Source organism: Pseudomonas tohonis (genome assembly GCF_012767755.2).
GTDB classification, from domain to species: Bacteria; Pseudomonadota; Gammaproteobacteria; order Pseudomonadales; family Pseudomonadaceae; genus Metapseudomonas; species Metapseudomonas tohonis.
Genome location: NZ_AP023189.1, coordinates 4,158,479 through 4,177,334 on the forward strand (window position 1 = coordinate 4,158,479; position 18,856 = coordinate 4,177,334).

20 protein-coding genes are annotated in these 18,856 nt (G+C 65.2%); 18 read left to right on the top strand and 2 right to left on the bottom strand.

The window, feature by feature from the left end:
* Positions 1-73: 73 nt before the first annotated feature.
* From ccoN (HSX14_RS18805) to hemN, 14 genes are all read left to right on the top strand, one after another.
* Positions 74-1,498: a cytochrome-c oxidase, cbb3-type subunit I gene (gene ccoN / locus HSX14_RS18805; RefSeq protein ID WP_111260392.1), complete on the top strand. Its 1,425-nt coding sequence runs from the start codon at positions 74-76 to the stop codon at positions 1,496-1,498.
* 11 nt (positions 1,499-1,509) lie between these two features.
* Complete coding sequence (gene ccoO, locus HSX14_RS18810) at positions 1,510-2,121, top strand: cytochrome-c oxidase, cbb3-type subunit II (protein ID WP_173178255.1); 612 nt, start codon at positions 1,510-1,512, stop codon at positions 2,119-2,121.
* 6 nt (positions 2,122-2,127) lie between these two features.
* Entirely contained in the window at positions 2,128-2,313 is a 186-nt protein-coding gene (locus tag HSX14_RS18815; protein ID WP_111260393.1) for a cbb3-type cytochrome oxidase subunit 3, read from the top strand.
* Complete coding sequence (gene ccoP, locus HSX14_RS18820; protein ID WP_173178256.1) at positions 2,310-3,248, top strand: cytochrome-c oxidase, cbb3-type subunit III; 939 nt, start codon at positions 2,310-2,312, stop codon at positions 3,246-3,248. The genes HSX14_RS18815 and ccoP (HSX14_RS18820) overlap by 4 nt, the downstream gene beginning before the upstream one ends.
* Before the next feature lie 441 nt (positions 3,249-3,689).
* Positions 3,690-5,129 carry a cytochrome-c oxidase, cbb3-type subunit I gene (gene ccoN / locus HSX14_RS18825; protein ID WP_173178257.1) on the top strand — a complete coding sequence of 480 codons (1,440 nt, stop codon included), beginning with the start codon at positions 3,690-3,692 and terminating at the stop codon, positions 5,127-5,129.
* A gap of 2 nt (positions 5,130-5,131) precedes the next feature.
* A complete protein-coding gene (gene ccoO, locus HSX14_RS18830; protein ID WP_111260396.1) occupies positions 5,132-5,743 on the top strand; it encodes a cytochrome-c oxidase, cbb3-type subunit II in 612 nt (203 codons plus the stop codon).
* Between the two features lie 5 nt (positions 5,744-5,748).
* Entirely contained in the window at positions 5,749-5,937 is a 189-nt protein-coding gene (locus HSX14_RS18835) for a cbb3-type cytochrome oxidase subunit 3 (RefSeq protein WP_111260397.1), read from the top strand.
* Positions 5,934-6,908, top strand: coding sequence for a cytochrome-c oxidase, cbb3-type subunit III (ccoP, locus tag HSX14_RS18840; protein ID WP_173178258.1), 975 nt, complete (start codon positions 5,934-5,936; stop codon positions 6,906-6,908). The genes HSX14_RS18835 and ccoP (HSX14_RS18840) overlap by 4 nt, the downstream gene beginning before the upstream one ends.
* A gap of 133 nt (positions 6,909-7,041) precedes the next feature.
* The gene (gene ccoG, locus HSX14_RS18845; RefSeq protein WP_173178259.1) at positions 7,042-8,457 is read left to right on the top strand and encodes a cytochrome c oxidase accessory protein CcoG; all 1,416 of its coding nucleotides are present in this window, start codon (positions 7,042-7,044) and stop codon (positions 8,455-8,457) included.
* Between the two features lie 14 nt (positions 8,458-8,471).
* Positions 8,472-8,972: a FixH family protein gene (locus HSX14_RS18850; RefSeq protein WP_173178260.1), complete on the top strand. Its 501-nt coding sequence runs from the start codon at positions 8,472-8,474 to the stop codon at positions 8,970-8,972.
* 9 nt (positions 8,973-8,981) lie between these two features.
* A complete protein-coding gene (locus tag HSX14_RS18855) occupies positions 8,982-11,381 on the top strand; it encodes a heavy metal translocating P-type ATPase (RefSeq protein ID WP_173178261.1) in 2,400 nt (799 codons plus the stop codon).
* 60 nt (positions 11,382-11,441) lie between these two features.
* Positions 11,442-11,672, top strand: coding sequence for a cbb3-type cytochrome oxidase assembly protein CcoS (ccoS, locus tag HSX14_RS18860; RefSeq protein ID WP_173178262.1), 231 nt, complete (start codon positions 11,442-11,444; stop codon positions 11,670-11,672).
* Complete coding sequence (locus tag HSX14_RS18865; RefSeq protein ID WP_173178263.1) at positions 11,665-12,348, top strand: sulfite exporter TauE/SafE family protein; 684 nt, start codon at positions 11,665-11,667, stop codon at positions 12,346-12,348. Before ccoS ends, HSX14_RS18865 begins: the two co-directional genes overlap by 8 nt.
* Before the next feature lie 156 nt (positions 12,349-12,504).
* Entirely contained in the window at positions 12,505-13,887 is a 1,383-nt protein-coding gene (gene hemN, locus HSX14_RS18870) for an oxygen-independent coproporphyrinogen III oxidase (protein ID WP_173178264.1), read from the top strand.
* A gap of 6 nt (positions 13,888-13,893) precedes the next feature.
* On the opposite strand, the gene HSX14_RS18875 is transcribed toward hemN, so the two are convergent.
* Positions 13,894-14,379: a hypothetical protein gene (locus tag HSX14_RS18875; protein ID WP_228723462.1), complete on the bottom strand. Its 486-nt coding sequence runs from the start codon at positions 14,377-14,379 to the stop codon at positions 13,894-13,896.
* A 149-nt stretch (positions 14,380-14,528) separates the two neighbouring features.
* Here HSX14_RS18875 and fnr point away from each other — a divergent pair, with 149 nt between their 5' ends.
* From fnr to HSX14_RS18895, 4 genes are all read left to right on the top strand, one after another.
* Positions 14,529-15,263, top strand: coding sequence for a fumarate/nitrate reduction transcriptional regulator Fnr (gene fnr / locus HSX14_RS18880; RefSeq protein WP_111260405.1), 735 nt, complete (start codon positions 14,529-14,531; stop codon positions 15,261-15,263).
* A 51-nt stretch (positions 15,264-15,314) separates the two neighbouring features.
* The gene (locus HSX14_RS18885; RefSeq protein ID WP_173178266.1) at positions 15,315-15,863 is read left to right on the top strand and encodes an adenine phosphoribosyltransferase; all 549 of its coding nucleotides are present in this window, start codon (positions 15,315-15,317) and stop codon (positions 15,861-15,863) included.
* Positions 15,864-16,021: 158 nt separating this feature from the next.
* Positions 16,022-16,993 carry a fatty acid desaturase family protein gene (locus HSX14_RS18890; RefSeq protein ID WP_173178267.1) on the top strand — a complete coding sequence of 324 codons (972 nt, stop codon included), beginning with the start codon at positions 16,022-16,024 and terminating at the stop codon, positions 16,991-16,993.
* Positions 16,994-17,131: 138 nt separating this feature from the next.
* The gene (locus HSX14_RS18895; protein WP_173178268.1) at positions 17,132-17,968 is read left to right on the top strand and encodes a metal-dependent hydrolase; all 837 of its coding nucleotides are present in this window, start codon (positions 17,132-17,134) and stop codon (positions 17,966-17,968) included.
* A 134-nt stretch (positions 17,969-18,102) separates the two neighbouring features.
* On the opposite strand, the gene HSX14_RS18900 is transcribed toward HSX14_RS18895, so the two are convergent.
* A complete protein-coding gene (locus tag HSX14_RS18900; RefSeq protein ID WP_173178269.1) occupies positions 18,103-18,834 on the bottom strand; it encodes a TetR family transcriptional regulator in 732 nt (243 codons plus the stop codon).
* Between the last annotated feature and the right edge of the window lie 22 nt (positions 18,835-18,856).

An 18,856-nucleotide genomic window follows, 5' to 3' on the forward strand; every position in this document is an offset into this window, starting at 1 on the left:
CAATAGCGCCAGTAAGGGCTTTCACCATGCTTCGCACGCAATTCCAAGAAACCGTGTACGGAAGCCCACAAACATGAACACAGCAGTCAGTACCGCCTACAACTACAAGGTGGTCCGCCAGTTCGCCATTATGACGGTGGTCTGGGGAATCGTCGGGATGGGGCTCGGCGTTCTCATAGCTGCCCAGCTAGCCTGGCCGGAGCTCAACTTCAACCTGCCCTGGACCAGCTTTGGCCGCTTGCGACCCTTGCACACCAACGCGGTGATCTTCGCGTTCGGTGGTTGCGCATTGTTCGCCACCTCCTACTACGCCGTCCAACGCACCTGCCAGACCCGCCTGGTCTCGGACAAGCTCGCCGCCTTCACCTTCTGGGGTTGGCAGCTGGTGATCGTCCTGGCCGCCGTGAGCCTGCCGCTGGGCTTCACCAGCTCCAAGGAATACGCCGAGCTGGAATGGCCGATCGACATTCTCATCACCATCGTCTGGGTCTGCTACGCCGCCGTGTTCTTCGGCACGGTGATGAAGCGCAAGACCAAGCACATCTACGTGGGCAACTGGTTCTTCGGTGGCTTCATCCTCACCGTGGCCATCCTCCATGTGATCAACAACCTGGAGATCCCGGTCACCCTGACCAAGTCCTACTCGCTCTACTCGGGCGCGACCGACGCGATGGTCCAGTGGTGGTACGGCCACAACGCCGTGGGCTTCTTCCTGACCGCCGGCTTCCTCGGGATGATGTACTACTTCGTGCCGAAGCAGGCCGGTCGCCCGGTCTACTCGTACCGCCTCTCCATCGTCCACTTCTGGGCGCTGATCGCGGTCTACATCTGGGCCGGCCCGCACCACCTGCACTACACCGCGCTGCCGGACTGGGCCCAGTCCCTGGGCATGGTGATGTCCCTGATCCTGCTGGCTCCGAGCTGGGGCGGCATGATCAACGGCATGATGACCCTGTCGGGTGCCTGGCATAAGCTGCGCGACGATCCGATCCTGCGCTTCCTGGTGGTCTCCCTCGCCTTCTACGGCATGTCCACCTTCGAAGGCCCGATGATGGCGATCAAGACCGTCAACGCCCTCTCCCACTACACCGACTGGACCATCGGCCACGTACACGCCGGGGCCCTCGGCTGGGTCGCCATGGTCTCCATCGGCTCGCTGTACCACCTGATCCCGAAAGTGTTCGGTCGCGAGCAGATGCACAGCGTCGGCCTGATCAACGCCCACTTCTGGCTGGCCACCATCGGCACCGTGCTCTACATCGCCTCGATGTGGGTCAACGGCATCGCCCAGGGCCTGATGTGGCGTGCGGTGAACGAGGACGGCACCCTGACCTACTCCTTCGTCGAGGCACTGGAAGCCAGCCACCCCGGCTTCGTGGTGCGCATGATCGGCGGCGCGATCTTCCTCAGCGGCATGCTCCTCATGGCCTACAACACCTGGCGCACCGTGAAGGCTGCCAAGCCGGCCGAATACGACGCCATCGCCCAGATCGCCTGAGGAATCGATAGATGAAAAAGCATGAAGTCATCGAGAAGAACGTCGGCCTGATGGCGTTGTTCATGATCCTGGCAGTCAGCATCGGCGGTCTGGTACAGATCGTCCCGCTGTTCTTCCAGGACGTCACCAACACCCCGGTCGAAGGCATGAAGCCCTACACCGCGCTGCAACTGGAAGGTCGCGACATCTACATCCGCGAAGGCTGCGTCGGCTGCCACTCGCAGATGATCCGTCCGTTCCGCGCCGAGACCGAGCGCTACGGCCACTACTCCGTCGCCGGGGAAAGCGTCTGGGACCACCCCTTCCTGTGGGGCTCCAAGCGCACCGGCCCGGACCTGGCCCGGGTTGGCGCCCGCTACTCGGACGACTGGCACCGCGCGCACCTCTACAACCCGCGCAACGTGGTACCGGAGTCGAAGATGCCGGCCTACCCGTGGCTGGTGGAGAACAAGCTCGACGGCAAGGACACCGCCGCCAAGCTCAGCGCCATGAAGACCCTGGGCGTGCCCTACACCGACGAGGACATCGCCGGTGCCTCCGAGGCGGTCAAGGACAAGACCGAGATGGATGCCCTGGTTGCCTACCTGCAGGTGCTCGGCACCAGCCTGAAGAGCAAGAGGTAAGGCGCCATGGACGTTGGAATACTGCGCGGCCTCGGCACCTTGCTGGTGCTGGTCGCGATGATCGGGGTGTTCTGCTGGGCCTACAGCGGCCGGCGCAAGGCTGACTTCGAGCAAGCCTCGCTGCTGCCCTTCGGCGACGACGCCAAGCCCAGCCTGCAAGACCGGAACGTTTCTAGGAGCACACACGAATGACCACTTTCTGGAGCTGGTACATAACCCTGCTCACCCTCTTCACCCTGGTGGCGCTGCTCTGGCTGGTGTTCGCCACCCGCAAGGGCGAGGCCAAGGGCACGGTCGACAAGACCATGGGCCATGCCTTCGACGGTATCGAGGAGTACGACAACCCGCTGCCCAAATGGTGGTTCATGCTGTTCGTGGGCACCATCGTATTCGCCATCGGCTACATGGTGCTCTACCCCGGCCTGGGCAACTGGACCGGCCTGTTCCCCGGCTATGAAGGCGGCTGGACCCAGGAGAAACAGTGGCAGCGCGAGGTCGACAAGGCCAACGCCCAATACGGCCCGATCTTCGCCAAGTACTCCGCCATGCCGCTGGAGGCCGTGGCCCAGGATCCGCAAGCCCTGAAGATGGGCGGCCGCCTGTTCGCCACCTACTGCTCCATCTGCCACGGTTCGGACGCCAAGGGCGCGGTCGGCTTCCCCAACCTGGCCGACAGCAGCTGGCGCTGGGGCGGCGACGCCGAAACCATCAAGGCCACCATCCTTCACGGTCGCATGGCTGCCATGCCGGCCTGGGGTGAAGTGCTGGGTGACGAAGGCGTGAAGAACGTCGCCGCCTACGTCCGCCAGGACCTGGCCGGCCTCAAGCTGCCGGAAGAGGCGAAGGTCGATGTGGAAGCGGGCAAAGCCCTGTTCGCCACCACCTGCACCGCCTGCCACGGCCAGGAAGGCCACGGCACCGCGGCCATGGGCGCCCCGGACCTGACCCAGCCGGCCGCCTGGATCTACGGTTCCAGCCTGGCCCAGCTGCAGCAGACCATCCGCTACGGCCGCAACGGTCAGATGCCTGCCCAGGAGCAATACCTTGGCCAGGACAAGGTGCATATCCTCGCCGCCTACGTGTACAGCCTGTCCCGCAAGGACGGCGAGAAAGTAGCCAGCGAGTGATCCGAACCGGCGACGCAAGGAGGCGTCGCCACACCGGCCGACCCGCAAGGACCGGCCGGAGCCGCGCAAAGGCAGCCCAACGCAAGAAGGGCAACACGGGCACAAGGATGTGTCCACCCCCTCAAGCCCCCTCCCCACTCCCTCCTTATATATAGTGCGACCCAATGTCGCACCCGTCCCGACCAGTAGCCTTCCCCCCGAAAGCCCATCGACTAAGCTGCTCGATAATCCTCACCCGTCATGAGGGCAAGGCGATTCCCCCTCCCGCCGCCGGCTCGAAGCACTGTCTCGGCCACCGGACGAACCGGCTGGAATCCTTGTCCAGAGGGCCCTGAAAGGGTGTTTGTGTCGGCATGTGTCGTTGCAATGACTACCCTCTTTCTCCATACTTGCGCCGCTTTTTTGTCCCCGAAAAACTCCATTAACCGTGGAACCCCTAGCATGAGCACAGCAATCAGTCAGACTGCTTATAACTATAAGGTGGTCCGCCAGTTCGCCGTTATGACGGTGATCTGGGGGGTCATTGGGATGGGTCTAGGCGTGTTCATTGCCGCACAACTCGTGTGGCCGGAACTCAACCTGAACCTTCCGTGGACCAGCTTCGGCCGTCTGCGCCCCCTGCATACCAACGCGGTGATCTTCGCCTTCGGTGGTTGCGCCCTGTTCGCCACGTCCTACTACGTGGTGCAACGTACCTGCCAGGCTCGCCTGATTTCCGATGGGCTGGCAGCCTTCACGTTCTGGGGCTGGCAAGCCGTGATCGTGCTGGCAGTGATCACACTGCCTCTGGGTTACACCTCCTCCAAGGAATACGCCGAACTCGAGTGGCCGATCGACATCCTCCTGGCGATCGTCTGGATCACTTACGCGGTCGTGTTCTTCGGCACCATCGTCAAGCGCAAGACCAAGCACATCTATGTGGGCAACTGGTTCTTCGGCGCCTTCATCCTGGTGACCGCTCTGCTGCACATCGTCAACAGCATGGAAATCCCGGTCTACGCCTTCAAGTCGTACTCCGTGTATTCCGGCGCGACCGACGCGATGATCCAGTGGTGGTACGGCCACAACGCCGTGGGCTTCTTCCTGACCACCGGCTTCCTCGGGATGATGTACTACTTCGTGCCGAAGCAGGCCGAACGCCCCATCTACTCCTATCGCCTGTCTATCGTGCACTTCTGGGCGCTGATCACCCTGTACATCTGGGCCGGCCCGCACCACCTGCACTACACCGCGCTGCCGGACTGGGCCCAGTCCCTGGGCATGGCGATGTCCCTGATCCTGCTGGCTCCGAGCTGGGGCGGCATGATCAACGGCATGATGAGCCTGTCGGGCGCCTGGCATAAGCTGCGCAGCGACCCGATCCTGCGCTTCCTGGTGGTCTCCCTCGCCTTCTACGGCATGTCCACCTTCGAAGGTCCGATGATGGCCATCAAGACCGTCAACGCCCTCTCCCACTACACCGACTGGACCATCGGCCACGTACACGCCGGCGCCCTCGGCTGGGTAGCGATGATCTCCATCGGCTCGCTGTACCACCTGATCCCGAAAGTGTTCGGTCGCGAGCAGATGCACAGCGTCGGCCTGATCAACGCCCACTTCTGGCTGGCCACCGTCGGCACCGTGCTCTACATCGCCTCGATGTGGGTCAACGGCATCACCCAGGGCCTGATGTGGCGCGCTGTGAACGAAGACGGCACCCTGACCTACTCCTTCGTCGAAGCACTGGAAGCCAGCCACCCCGGCTACATGGTCCGTGCACTCGGCGGCGCCTTCTTCGTCACCGGCATGCTGCTGATGGCCTATAACACCTGGCGCACCGTGCGTGCCGCCAAGCCGTCCGAATACGAAGCCGCCGCGCAGATCCCGCAAGGAGCTCACTAATAATGAAGTCGCATGAATTAGTTGAGAAGAACGTAGGTCTGCTGGCGCTGTTCATGGTCATCGCCGTGAGCATCGGTGGCCTGGTGCAGATCGTTCCGCTGTTCTTCCAGGACGTGACCAACACGCCGGTCGAAGGCATGAAGCCGCGCTCCGCGCTCGAGCTGGAAGGCCGTGACATCTACATCCGCGAAGGCTGCGTCGGCTGCCACTCGCAGATGGTCCGCCCCTTCCGTGCCGAGACCGAGCGTTACGGCCACTACTCCGTCGCCGGCGAAAGCGTCTGGGACCACCCCTTCCTGTGGGGCTCCAAGCGTACCGGCCCGGACCTGGCCCGCGTAGGCGGCCGCTACTCCGATGACTGGCACCGCGCGCACCTCTACAACCCGCGCAACGTGGTACCGGAATCGAAGATGCCGGCCTACCCGTGGCTGGTGGAGAACAAGCTCGATGGCAAGCACACCGCGGCCAAGATGGAAGCTCTCCGTACCGTAGGCGTGCCCTACACCGACGATGACATCGCCGGCGCCAAAGACGCAGTCAAGGGCAAGACCGAGATGGACGCACTGGTGGCGTTCCTTCAAGGCCTGGGCACCTCGATCAAGAACAAACGGTAAGCACGATGGATATCCAGACTGTCCGCGGACTGGGAACCATCCTGGTGTTCGTCGCCTTCATCGGCGTCGTGCTCTGGGCGTACAGCAGCAAGCGCAAGGGCAGCTTCGACGAAGCTGCCAACCTGCCCTTCGCCGACGACAAGCCAGCGAACACCAAGAGCGATGAAGAAGCTTCGAGGAGTAAGAGCGAATGACCACGTTCTGGAGTTGGTACGTAACCCTACTCACCAGCGCCACACTGGTGGCGCTGACCGTGCTGATCTTTGCCACCCGCAAAGGCCAGCGCCAGGAAAGCACCGAAGAAACCGTCGGCCACGCCTTCGACGGTATCGAGGAATATGACAACCCGCTGCCCAAGTGGTGGTTCATGCTGTTCGTCGGCACCCTGATCTTCGCCGTCGGCTACCTGGTCCTGTACCCGGGCATGGGCAACTGGAAAGGCATCTTCCCCGGCTACGGCGAAGTCACCGAAGGCAAGGCCTTCGCTGACGGCCAGCCCGGCTGGACCGGTGTCCACCAGTGGGAAAAGGAAATGGACAAGGCCGACAAGCAATACGGCCCGCTGTTCCAGAAGTACGCCGCCATGCCGATCGAGGAAGTGGCCAAGGACGAGAAAGCCCTGAAAATGGGTGGTCGCCTGTTCGCCTCCAACTGCTCGGTCTGCCACGGCTCCGACGCCAAGGGCTCCTACGGTTTCCCCAACCTGACCGACGCCGACTGGCGCTGGGGTGGCGAGCCCGAGACCATCAAGACCACCATCCTCGGCGGCCGCCACGGCATCATGCCCGCCTGGGGCGAAGTCATCGGCGAGCAAGGCGTACGTGACGTCGCCGCGTTTGTCCGCGTGACCCTGGATGGTCGTGACCTGCCGAAGGACTCCAACGCGAATCCGGAAGCCGGCAAGGCGATCTTCGCTGCCAACTGCGTGGCGTGCCACGGTCCGGAAGGCAAGGGCACCCCGGCGATGGGCGCTCCGAACCTGACCCACCCGGGCGCGTTCATCTACGGCAGCACCTTCGCCCAGCTGCAGCAGACCATCCGTTACGGCCGCCAGGGCACCATGCCGGCTCAGGAAGAACACCTGGGCAACGACAAGGTCCACCTGCTCGCCGCTTACGTCTACAGTCTGTCGCACAAGAACGCCGCAGAAACCGAAAGCAAGTGACGCAAAGCCTGCCATGCGCGACGCACTGTCGCACATGGCAGGCCGCCATCGGGCGTACCATATGCGGCAGGCAACATGATCCCGTTCGGCAAGCATCGATCGGGGCAAGCCCCAACCGCCGTGGTATGAGTAGATGAGCGAACAGATCCCCGTCCAGAACATTACCCCTCCCCCGGCCAAGAGCGGTGCAAGCGCCGACCTCTACGCCAGCCGTGAAAAGATCTACACCCGCGCCTTCACCGGCATCTTCCGCAACCTGCGCATGGCAGGCGGCGCACTGCTCTTCCTGCTTTATTTCGGCACCGTCTGGCTGAGCTGGAACGATCGCCAGGCCGTCTGGTGGAACCTTCCCGAGCGCAAGTTCTACATCTTCGGCGCCACCTTCTGGCCCCAGGACTTCGTCCTCCTTTCCTGGCTGCTGATCATCTGCGCCTTCGGCCTGTTCCTCATCACCGTCTTCGCCGGTCGCGTCTGGTGCGGCTACACCTGCCCACAGAGCGTCTGGACCTGGATCTTCATGTGGTGCGAGAAGGTCACCGAGGGCGACCGCAACCAACGCATGAAGCTGGACAAGGCCCCCATGAGCGGCTCCAAGCTCATGCGCAAGTCGGCCAAGCACAGCCTCTGGCTGCTGATCGGCTTCGTCACCGGCGTCACCTTCGTCGGCTACTTCACCCCCATCCGTGAACTGGTATTCGACCTCTTCACCGGCAATGCCGACGGCTGGGCCTATTTCTGGGTCGGTTTCTTCACCCTCGCCACCTACGGCAACGCCGGCTGGCTGCGCGAGCAGGTGTGCATCTACATGTGCCCATACGCTCGCTTCCAGAGCGTGATGTTCGACAAGGACACCCTGATCGTCTCCTACGATCCGCGTCGCGGCGAGTCCCGTGGCCCGCGCAAGAAGAACGTCGACTACAAGGCCCAGGGCCTCGGCGACTGCATCGACTGCACCATGTGCGTCCAGGTCTGCCCGACCGGCATCGACATCCGCGACGGCCTGCAGATCGAGTGCATCGGCTGCGCCGCCTGTATCGACGCCTGCGACAGCATCATGGAGAAGATGAACTATCCCAAGGGCCTGATCAGCTACACGACTGAACACAACCTGAACGGGCAGCAGACCACCCTCCTGCGCCCGCGGCTGATCGGGTACGCTGCCGCCCTCGTCGCGATGATCGGCCTGTTCGGCTACGCAGTGGCCGCCCGCTCGCTGGTGGAACTGGACGTGATCAAGGATCGCGTGCTGTATCGCGAGAACGAGCAGGGCCGCATCGAGAACGTCTACACCCTGAAGGTCATGAACAAGTCGCAGAAGGACCAGGTCTTCGTGATCGAAGCCGATGGCCTCGACGGCCTCGTCTACGAGGGCAAGAGCCAGGTCATGACGGAAGCTGGTGAGGTGCTGTCGGTACCGGTGGAGCTGTCCATCGACCCCGAGAAGCTGCCCTCCAGCACCAATACCATCGTCTTCCGGGTCCGCTCGGCCGACGATCCCGGCATCACTACCGACGCTGACAGCCGCTTCATCGGCCCCAGCGTCCGCTGAAAAACGAGATCCCCATGCAGTCCGAATCTCCCGCAAGCCCCTGGTACAAGCAACCCTGGCCCTGGTTCATCCTCGGCCTCCTCGGCACCTCCGTTGTGCTGGGCACCTCGATGCTGGTGATCGCCATCAAGAACCCGCCGAGCCTGGTGGTCGACAACTACTACGACGTCGGCAAGGGCATCAACACCTCGCTCGAGCGCGAGGAACTGGCCAAGCGCCTGGGCATGAAGGCCCAGGTGCGCCTGGACGACCAGAGCGGCGTGGTCCAGGTCACCCTGACCGGCAACAGCCACCCGCAGCAACTGGTGCTCAGCCTGCTCTCCCCCACCCAGCAGGAAAAGGACCGCCGCGTCGTCCTCCAGCCACAATCCGGCGACCTCTACAGCGGCCACCTGGAAGACTCGGTCAGCGGCCGACGCTTCGTCGAACTCATCGGCCAGGAAGATGGCCAGGACTGGCGCCTGTTCGAGGAGGAAACCCTCGAGAACGGCAGCGTGACCCTGCTGGGCGAATAAGCACGCCCCATGTCCGCCCCCCTCTCCTGCTACCACTGCGGCCTGCCGGTGCCTGCCGGCAGCCCTTACGACGCCCGCGTTCTCGGTGAGACGCGGGCCATGTGCTGTCCGGGTTGCCAGGCGGTGGCCGAAGCCATCGTCGCCGGCGGGCTGGAAAGCTACTACCGCCACCGCAGCGAGACCGCCGCCAACCCCGATGCCCTGCCCAGCGTGCTTCCCGATGAACTGGCCCTGTTCGATCGTGAAGACGTGCAGCGCCCCTTCGTCCAGCACCAGGGCGAACTCAGCGAAACCAGCCTGCTGATCGAAGGCATCAGCTGCGCCGCCTGCGGCTGGCTGATCGAGAAGCACCTGCGCACCCTGCCCGGGGTGGACGAAGCGCGCCTCAACCTGTCCAACCATCGCCTGCAGGTTCGCTGGTCCGATAGCCAGCTGCCCCTCAGCGAGCTGCTCAAGGAGCTGCGCCGCATCGGCTACGCCGGCCACCCCTACAAGGCCGATGACGCCGCCGAGCGCCTCGCTGCCGAGAACAAGCGAGCCATGCGCCAGCTCGGCGTCGCCGGCCTGCTGTGGATGCAGGTGATGATGGCCGCCATGGCCACCTGGCCCGAATTCAACATCGACCTGAGCCCGGAACTGGACAAGATCCTGCGCTGGGTCAGCCTGTTCCTCACCACCCCCATCGTCTTCTACTGCTGCGGCCAGTTCTTCCGAGGGGCCCTGCGTGACCTGCGCACCCGCCACCTGAGCATGGACGTCTCGGTGTCCCTGGCCATCGGCGGTGCCTACGTCGCGGGCATCTGGTCCACCGTCACCGGCATCGGCGAACTGTATTTCGACGCCGTCGGCATGTTCGCGTTGTTCCTCCTCGCCGGCCGATACCTGGAGCGGCGCGCCCGCGAACGCACCGCAGCGGCCACCGCGCAACTGGTCAACCTGCTTCCCGCGTCCTGCCTGCGCCTGGACGACAGCGGCCAGAGCCTGCGCATCCTCCTCGGTGAGCTGGCCGTGGGCGACCGCGTCCTGGTGCCGCCGGGCGCCTTGATGCCCGCCGACGGCCTGATCCTCGAAGGCCAGTCCAGCGTCGACGAATCCCTGCTCACCGGCGAGTACCTGCCCCTGCCTCGCGGCCGTGGCGACACCGTCACCGCCGGCACGCTCAACGTCGAAGGCCCCCTGACACTGGAGGTCCAGGCGCTCGGCGACCAGACCCGTCTCTCCGCCATCGTGCGATTGCTCGAACGCGCCCAGGCGGACAAGCCCCGCCTCGCCGAACTGGCCGACAAGGTCGCGCAATGGTTCCTGATCATCGTCCTGCTGGCGGCCGCCATCGTCGGCATCGCCTGGTGGCAGATCGACCCGTCGCGGGCTTTCTGGATCGTCCTCTCGCTGCTGGTCGCCACCTGCCCCTGCGCGCTCGCGCTGGCGACGCCCACCGCACTGACCACCGCCACCGGCAGCCTGCACAAGCTGGGGCTGCTGCTGACCCGCGGCCATGTGCTGGAAGGGTTGAACCAGATCGACACGGTGATTTTCGACAAGACCGGCACCCTCACCGAAGGGCGCCTCACCCTCAGCGCGATCCACCCCCTGGGCGCGCTCGACAACGACACCTGCCTGGCCCTGGCCGCGGCCCTGGAGAACCGCTCGGAGCACCCCATCGCCCGCGCCTTCGGTCGTGCCCCTCGTCCTGCCGAGCAGGTGGAGAACGTCCCCGGCAAAGGTCTCGAAGGTCGGGTGGACGGGCGTCGCCTGCGCATCGGCCAGGCCGACTTCGTCGCCGAGCTGGGTGGCTGGCCGGCGCCGCAGATTCCCGGCACCAACGGCCAATGGCTGCTGCTCGGCGACGAGCACGGCCCGCTGGCCTGGCTGGTACTGGACGACCGCCTGCGCGAAGACGCACCGCTGCTGCTCGACGCCTGCCGCGCCCGTGGCTGGCAGGTGATGCTGCTGTCCGGCGACAGCTCGCCGATGGTCGGCGAGATCGCCCGCCGCCTCGGCATAGACGACGCCCGTGGCGGCCTCAGCCCCGACGCCAAGCTCGACGTGTTGCGCGAGCTACACCAACAGGGCCGCCGCGTGCTGATGCTGGGCGACGGCGTCAACGACGTTCCCGTGCTCGCGGGTGCCGACATCAGCGTCGCCATGGGCAGCGCCACCGACCTGGCCAAGACAAGCGCCGACGCGGTGCTCCTCTCCAACCGCCTGGAGAGCCTGGTCCAAGCCCTCACGGTGGCCAGCCGCACGCGCCGCATCATCATCCAGAACCTGGCCTGGGCGACCCTGTACAATGGCCTGGTCCTGCCCTTCGCGGCGCTGGGCTGGGTCACCCCGGTCTGGGCCGCATTCGGCATGTCGGTCAGCTCGCTGCTGGTGGTGGTCAACGCCCTGCGACTGGCCAGAAGCTAGAGACCGGCGGGGGAGCTCCCCCACCGGCCTTCCGCCAGGTTCCCAAACGAGATTCCCCCGATGCCCGCGCTATACATCCTGATCCCCGTCGCCATCGGCCTGGTCGGCTTCGCCATCTGGCTATTCTTCTGGGCCGTGGACAGCGGCCAGTACGACGACCTCGACGGCCCGGCCCACAGCATCCTCTTCGACGACGAGGACCCGGGCCACACGGGCGGGATCGCCGAAGCCGACAAGGTCGATGGGGATGGCGAGCGAGCAGACGAACCCGAGGACAAGCGCGGTGCTTGAACTGGCGCCCCTGCTGGTCTCGGCGATGATCCTCGGCCTGCTCGGCGGTGGTCACTGCATCGGCATGTGCGGCGGCCTGATGGGCGCCCTGACCCTGGCCATCCCGCCCGAGCAGCGCGCCCGGCGCTTCCGCCTGCTGCTGGCCTACAACCTCGGCCGCATCCTCAGCTACACCGCTGCCGGCCTGCTCATCGGCCTGGCCGGCTGGGCCGTGGCCAGCGGTCCGGCCGCCATGGTCCTGCGGGTGATAGCCGCGCTGCTTTTGATCACCATGGGCCTCTACCTGGCCGGCTGGTGGAGCGGCCTGACCCGCATCGAAGCCTTGGGGCGCGGCCTCTGGCGCCATATCCAGCCGGTGGCGGGCAAGCTGCTGCCGGTCTCCAGCCTGCCCCGTGCGTTGCTCCTCGGCGCCCTCTGGGGCTGGCTTCCCTGCGGCCTGGTCTACAGCACCCTGCTGTGGGCCGCCAGCCAGGGCTCGGCCAGCGAAAGCGCCTTGCTGATGCTGGCGTTCGGTCTCGGCACCTGGCCGGTGCTGCTGGCCACCGGGCTCGCCGCCGAACGCCTCACCGCCCTGCTGCGCAAGCGCGGCATCCGCATCACCGGCGGCGTGCTGGTGATCCTCTTCGGCATCTGGACGCTGCCCGGCCCGCACCAGCACTGGCTGATGGGGCACTGACAGCGCAGCTAGCTGGAAAGCCTCTGGCGACGCATGGCGGGACTCAGGCATCGAACGCCGGGGCCGGGCGCTGCGACAGCATGACCCAGGTCAAGAAGCACGGATCAGGCGCCACCTAGACTGCCGGGCACTGACTGCTGAACCTGGAATACCCCCATGCTCGACGATATTCGCTGGGACGCTGGCCTGATCCGCCGTTACGACGCGGCAGGCCCTCGCTACACCTCCTACCCGACCGCCGTGCAGTTCAACGAACGCATCGGCTCGTTCGACCTGCTCCACGCGCTGCGGGAAAGCCGCAAGGCCCTGAGACCCCTGTCGCTCTACGTGCACGTGCCGTTCTGCGCGAACATCTGCTACTACTGCGCCTGCAACAAGGTCATCACCAAGGACCGTGGCCGCGCCCTGCCCTACCTGGAGAAACTCGAGCGCGAGATCGAGCTCATCGCCTGCCATCTCGACCCGCAGCAGCGCGTCGAGCAACTGCACTTCGGCGGCGGCACCCCGACCTTTCTCAGCCACGACGAACTGCGCCACCTGATGGCCCATCTGCGCCAGCACTTCAGCCTGCTGGACGACGATTCCGGGGACTACGGCATCGAGATCGACCCGCGTGAAGCGGACTGGTCGACCATGGGGCTGCTGCGCGAACTGGGCTTCAACCGCGTCAGCCTGGGCGTGCAGGACCTCGACCCGGCGGTGCAGCGCGCGGTCAATCGCCTGCAGAGCCTGGAGGAGACCCGCGCCATCGTCGAGGCGGCACGTACCCTGCAGTTCCGCTCGGTGAACATCGACCTGATCTACGGCCTGCCCCGCCAGACCCCCGAAAGCTTCGCGCGCACCGTGGCCGAAGTGATCGCCCTGCAGCCGGACCGGCTCTCGGTATTCAACTACGCCCACCTGCCGGAGCGCTTCATGCCCCAGCGTCGCATCAAGGCCGAAGAGCTGCCGAGCCCCGGGCACAAGCTGGAGATGCTCCAGCGCAGCATCGAGCAACTGACCCAGGCCGGCTACCGCTACATCGGCATGGACCACTTCGCCCTGCCGGACGACGAACTGGCCATCGCCCAGGAAGACGGCCGCCTGCAGCGCAACTTCCAGGGCTACACCACCCATGGGCATTGCGACCTGATCGGCCTCGGCGTCTCGGCCATCAGCCAGATCGGCGACCTCTACTGCCAGAACGACGCCAACATAACCACCTACCAGGAGAAGCTGCAGAACGGCCTGCTCGCCACCCGTCGCGGCCTCGCCTGCGCCGAGGACGACCGCATCCGTCGCGCGGTGATCCAGCAATTGATCTGCGAATTCGAACTGGACTTCCAGTCCATCGAAGCGCTGTTCAATATCGAGTTCAGGGGGTATTTCGCGGATATCTGGCCACAGCTGGAGCAGATGGCAGCCGATGGGCTGATCGCCCTCAGCGATCGCGGCATCGACATCCTGCCCACCGGGCGACTGCTGGTGCGCTCGGTCTGCATGCTCTTCGACCACTACCTCACGCCAGAGACCACCCAGCGTTTCTCCCGGGTGATCTGAAGCGCGTCACTTCATCAGCAACTGGGCGGCCTCGAGCATCTGGTCGCCGCTCAGGCCCGCATCGCGCATGGCCTTCATGAGGCTGGCCGTGGCCTGACTGATGGCACCGTTGAGACTGGCCACCTCGCTCTGCAGGCCTTCCATGCGCTGCATGCGGGTCTCGTCATCCAGCCCCTGGTCGGTGGCGACCGACTGGAGCTCGGCCATCTTCTCGCGCAGGTCCTCCTTCAGCTTGCGGATCATCTTGAGGATCTGCTTGATGCTGTCCGGAAGGCTGCTTTCGTCGATGTCCTGGTTCTTCTTCGCCTCGTCGCTCGCCTGGGCCTTGCCGGCCTCGGACAGGCTCACGCGGATGCCGACATGACCGATGCGGTCATCCAGCCCGCCGTCTTCCGCGCGCTCGTCACCCTGCCCCGCGTCCCTGGCCTCGCTGCTGCGCGCTGCGGCATAACGCTGGCCGATCTGCGGCCAGCCGGAGATATCCACCCTCATGATCACTCGCTCCATTGGGATCAATACCGGCATATCGGCAGCACACTGTTGAACTTGAACGTCATTGAAAAGGCCTTTTCCTAGCCCTCAGCGCGCCCCTGCGTTACCCTTACGCCCATTGTGTGTTTGCTTTTGCAAGGGATCCGTGGATGTCCGAGATCATCAAGGTACGCAACCTGCCTCAGGCACATTGCAAGGACTGCAGCCTCGCCGCCCTCTGCCTGCCCCTGTCGCTGAACATGGAAGACATGGACTCGCTGGACGAGATCGTCAAGCGTGGCCGCCCGCTGAAGAAGGGGGACTACCTGTTCCGCCAGGGTGACACCTTCGAGTCCGTATTCGCCGTCCGCTCCGGCGCGCTGAAGACGTTCGGCGTCACCGACTCCGGCGAGGAACAGATCACCGGCTTCCACCTGCCCAGCGAGCTGGTCGGGCTCTCCGGCATGGACACCGAGCTCTACCCCGTATCCGCGCAGGCGCTGGAAACCACCTCGGTGTGCGAAATCCCCTTCGAGCGCCTCGATGAGCTCTCCGTGCAGCTGCCGCAGCTGCGCCGCCAGCTGATGCGCGTCATGAGCCGCGAGATCCGCGATGACCAGCAGATGATGCTGCTGCTCTCCAAGAAGACCGCCGACGAGCGCATCGCCACCTTCCTGGTCAACCTCTCCGCACGCTTCCGCGCCCGCGGCTTCTCGGCCAACCAGTTCCGCCTGGCCATGTCGCGCAACGAGATCGGCAACTACCTGGGCCTGGCGGTGGAGACCGTCTCCCGCGTGTTCACCCGCTTCCAGCAGGGCAACCTGATCGCCGCCGAAGGCAAGGAAGTGCACATCCTCGATCCCATCGAGCTCTGCGCCCTCGCCGGCGGCAGCATCGAAGACTGACCCCGCGCCGGCCGCTCGGCCGGCGTTCCTCCCCTCTCCAGGTTCCGCACCATGATTTTCGACGAATTCGATATCAAGACCCTGATCCGCCCGGTGGTGGACTTCCCCAAGCCCGGCGTGGTCTTCCGCGATATCACCCCGCTGTTCCAATCGCCCCGCGCCCTGCGCCTGGTGGTGGACAGCTTCATCCAGCGCTACGTCGAAGCCGAGTTCAGCCACATCGCCGCCATGGACGCCCGAGGCTTCCTGATCGGCTCCATCGTCGCCTACGAACTGAACAAGCCGCTGGTGCTGTTCCGCAAGCAGGGCAAGCTGCCCGCCGACGTCCTCGCCCAGGGCTACCAGACCGAATACGGCGAAGCCTTCCTCGAAGTGCACAGCGACAGCCTGTGCGACGGCGACAAGGTGCTGATCTTCGATGACCTGATCGCCACCGGCGGCACCCTGCTGGCCGCCACCGCACTGGTGCGCCGCATGGGCGCCAGCGTGTACGAGGCCGCCGCCATCATCGACCTGCCGGAACTGGGCGGGTCCCAGCGCCTGCAGGACATCGGCATCCCCACCTTCTCGCTCACCGCCTTCGCCCTCGACGAGAAGTGATCCCCCGGGCCCGCACGCCGGGCCCCATCCCTCCAAAGTCTGAACCCATGGCATTTGCGCCAGGCTTGCGGCCACCCGCGCGAAAGCGCCGGGCGCCCCTGGCCGGGCCAGCGAGTGCGGGCAATGATGGCGACTCCTGCGCATGACAAGAGGTCGCCATGAACCCTCGCAGCAAGCTCTCCGACTGCTTCAGCCGTGAAGAAATCCAGCGCCTGAGCCAGCGCTCCGACGCCGCCGGCTGGTGGGCCATCGGCTCCACCTGGGCGATCATCGCCGCCGCCTTCGCCATGCTTGCCATCTGGCCGAACCCGGTGACCTTCTTACTCGCCCTGGTCATCCTCGGCGGGCGCCAACTGGCCCTGGCCATCCTCATGCACGAGGCCGCCCATGGCACCCTGTTCCGCACCCGCTGGCTCAATGACCGCCTCACCGACTGGCTCTGTGCCCGGATCATCTGGGTCGACGTCGCCCGCTACCGCAAGCACCACATCCGCCACCACGCCCACACCGGCACCGACCAGGACCCAGACTGGAGCCTCTCGCGCCCCTTCCCTACCCACCGCGCCTCGCTGTTGCGCAAGTTCGCCCGCGACCTCTCCGGCCTCAGCGGCCTGCGCCGCCTGTTCGGCCAACTGCTGATGGACCTGGGCGTGCTGGAGTACACCGTCGCCGCCGACGTCAAGCGGCGCCCGCGCGATGGCCGCACCTGGCGTGACTACGCCCGCGAAGGCCTGCGCAACATGACCCCGATGCTGCTGGCCAACGCCCTGCTGGCCAGCATGCTCGCCGCCTGCGGCGAATTCTGGCTGTTCGGCGTCTGGTGGCTGGCCAACCTCACCACCTACAGCCTGTTCATGCGCATCCGCTCGCTGGCCGAACACGCCTGCACCGAGCGTGGCCGCGACATGCTGCGCAACACCCGAACCACCCGTGCCGGCTGGCTGGCCCGTTCGACCGTGGCGCCGCTGCGGGTGAACTACCACATCGAGCATCACCTCATGGCCGCGCTGCCCTGGTTCCGCCTCCCGGAAGCGCACCGGCTGCTGCGCCAGCGCGGCCTGGTGGCGGCGCCTCCCGGCTACCTGGATGTGCTGCGCCGGGTCAGCGAGCCGGCCACGGAATCGTCATAACCCGCCGAAAGTTGGTCCGCGCGGCCAGGCGAAACCTGCGTTAATCCTCAACAGTTACATCGTTCGATGACACGGTTATCCGTGCCAGCAAGAGCCAGACAACAAAAAGGGACGGCTCCCAACCACGAGGATTGCCCAATGACCGCCAGCGCCGCCGCCAACCTGCCCAAGGCCCACTTCCCCGTCCGCCGCATGGACTTCAGCTTCGATGCCACCCAGAAATACTGGTGGAGCGGCGATCCCTTCATGAGCCACTTCATGAACAACCTGTCGTCGCTCTTCCCTTATGGCGAGAAGTTCTTCGTCGACAGCGTGCGTGGCGTGCGTGACCAGATCGACGACCCGCAGTTGCAGAAGGACATCAGCGCCTTCATCGGCCAGGAAGCCATGCACTCCAAGGAACACGCCACCTACAACGACTATGCCGCCCAGCACGGCATCGACCTGGAGCGCCTGGAGCTGCGCATCAAGGTGCTGCTCGAATGGGTCACCCGCTTCACCACCAAGAAGCAGCGCCTGGCTGCCACCTGCGCCCTCGAGCACTTCACCGCGACCATGGCCGAGCAACTGCTGCGCCGCGAAGACCTCAGCACGCAGATGGACGACCAGAAGATGTACCAGCTGTGGATGTGGCACGCGATCGAGGAAAACGAGCACAAGGCGGTCTGCTACGACGCCTACATGGCGGTCGGCGGCGGCTACTTCGAGCGCACCATCACCATGGCGCTGACCACCGTGATGTTCATCGGCGTGATCGGCGCCTTCCAGCTGCACCTGCTGCGCAAGGATGGCCAGCTGTTCAACCTGCGCAGCTGGGGCCGCGGCCTGAAGACCCTGTTCAGCCTGCGCACCGGCTACTTCCCGCGCATGATCAAGCCCTACCTGGACTACTACCGCCCGGGCTTCCACCCTTTCGACCATGACACCAAGGCGCTGGAAAAGCGCTGGAAGGAACGCCTCGGCTTCAACGGCTGAGCACTATCGCGCCCAACGAAAAAGCCCGGCAATCGCCGGGCTTTCTGCTTGAGCGTTCGCAGGATGGCGTAGAGCGCAGCGAAACCCATGTTGTTGCGTACCTCCAGACCAATGGGTTCTACGCTGTGCCGGTCCTATCGCGCGCCGCCACCGACCGCCCCCATCGCTTCCAGGCCCTGCAACACGCTGGCGCCTGTGAAAAGGAACAGCACCTGCTCCTCGGCCTCCAGGCGGATCTCGGCGCGACGCGCAGGCTCGCCGATGAAATCCAGGGACATCTGGAACAGGTTGCGGCTGATCAGGCTGGAAACGCGCCGCACCACGGCCTCCGGCACCAGCGCCGGCAGCAGCTTGAACTCGACGATGTCCTCGGCCATGTCGTCGGCGAACTCGTCCATCACCTCGCGCAGCGCCTCGCGCATGGCAGGTGATGCGCCATGCAGCTCGCGCACGCCGATGATGAAGGCCTCGGCGTTATCGGCGACGAAGTCGAAGAACAGGTTCACCGTCTCATGGCACACGCGCTTGCCGCGCCCCATGTCGATGCCCATCAGCTTGGGCATCGACGCGTGATCGCCCTGTACCGCACGCGCCGCCGCCTCGCGACGCAGGTCACGCAACGGCTGGCGCAGCTGGGTGGAGATGTTGCGGATCATCGCCAGGCCCAGGTCGTCCACGTCCTTGAAATGGCGATAGAAGGTGTTCGGGTTGAGCCCCGCCTCCCGCGCCAGTTCACGCAGGCCCAGGCTGCTCAGGCTGCGGCTCTGGGAGGACAGGCGCAGGGCCGCCTCCATCAACAGGCGCTTGCCCGGCGCCTCGACCGCTCGCTCCTTCGACTGCTGCCCGTCGTCCGGCACTGAACTCATGGCTGACCCTACCTTAGGTTGG

Coding starts and splice junctions, on each gene's coding strand:
- ccoG (WP_173178259.1), top strand. CDS start 7,042: ATGAGCGAACAGATCCCCGTCCAGAACATTACCCCTCCCCCGGCCAAG.
- ccoO (WP_173178255.1), top strand. CDS start 1,510: ATGAAAAAGCATGAAGTCATCGAGAAGAACGTCGGCCTGATGGCGTTG.
- HSX14_RS18835 (WP_111260397.1), top strand. CDS start 5,749: ATGGATATCCAGACTGTCCGCGGACTGGGAACCATCCTGGTGTTCGTC.
- HSX14_RS18895 (WP_173178268.1), top strand. CDS start 17,132: ATGACCGCCAGCGCCGCCGCCAACCTGCCCAAGGCCCACTTCCCCGTC.
- ccoN (WP_173178257.1), top strand. CDS start 3,690: ATGAGCACAGCAATCAGTCAGACTGCTTATAACTATAAGGTGGTCCGC.
- HSX14_RS18885 (WP_173178266.1), top strand. CDS start 15,315: ATGATTTTCGACGAATTCGATATCAAGACCCTGATCCGCCCGGTGGTG.
- ccoP (WP_173178256.1), top strand. CDS start 2,310: ATGACCACTTTCTGGAGCTGGTACATAACCCTGCTCACCCTCTTCACC.
- HSX14_RS18855 (WP_173178261.1), top strand. CDS start 8,982: ATGTCCGCCCCCCTCTCCTGCTACCACTGCGGCCTGCCGGTGCCTGCC.
- HSX14_RS18875 (WP_228723462.1), bottom strand. CDS start 14,379: ATGAGGGTGGATATCTCCGGCTGGCCGCAGATCGGCCAGCGTTATGCC.
- HSX14_RS18850 (WP_173178260.1), top strand. CDS start 8,472: ATGCAGTCCGAATCTCCCGCAAGCCCCTGGTACAAGCAACCCTGGCCC.
- HSX14_RS18890 (WP_173178267.1), top strand. CDS start 16,022: ATGAACCCTCGCAGCAAGCTCTCCGACTGCTTCAGCCGTGAAGAAATC.
- ccoS (WP_173178262.1), top strand. CDS start 11,442: ATGCCCGCGCTATACATCCTGATCCCCGTCGCCATCGGCCTGGTCGGC.
- HSX14_RS18815 (WP_111260393.1), top strand. CDS start 2,128: ATGGACGTTGGAATACTGCGCGGCCTCGGCACCTTGCTGGTGCTGGTC.
- ccoO (WP_111260396.1), top strand. CDS start 5,132: ATGAAGTCGCATGAATTAGTTGAGAAGAACGTAGGTCTGCTGGCGCTG.
- ccoN (WP_111260392.1), top strand. CDS start 74: ATGAACACAGCAGTCAGTACCGCCTACAACTACAAGGTGGTCCGCCAG.
- hemN (WP_173178264.1), top strand. CDS start 12,505: ATGCTCGACGATATTCGCTGGGACGCTGGCCTGATCCGCCGTTACGAC.
- ccoP (WP_173178258.1), top strand. CDS start 5,934: ATGACCACGTTCTGGAGTTGGTACGTAACCCTACTCACCAGCGCCACA.
- HSX14_RS18900 (WP_173178269.1), bottom strand. CDS start 18,834: ATGAGTTCAGTGCCGGACGACGGGCAGCAGTCGAAGGAGCGAGCGGTC.
- fnr (WP_111260405.1), top strand. CDS start 14,529: ATGTCCGAGATCATCAAGGTACGCAACCTGCCTCAGGCACATTGCAAG.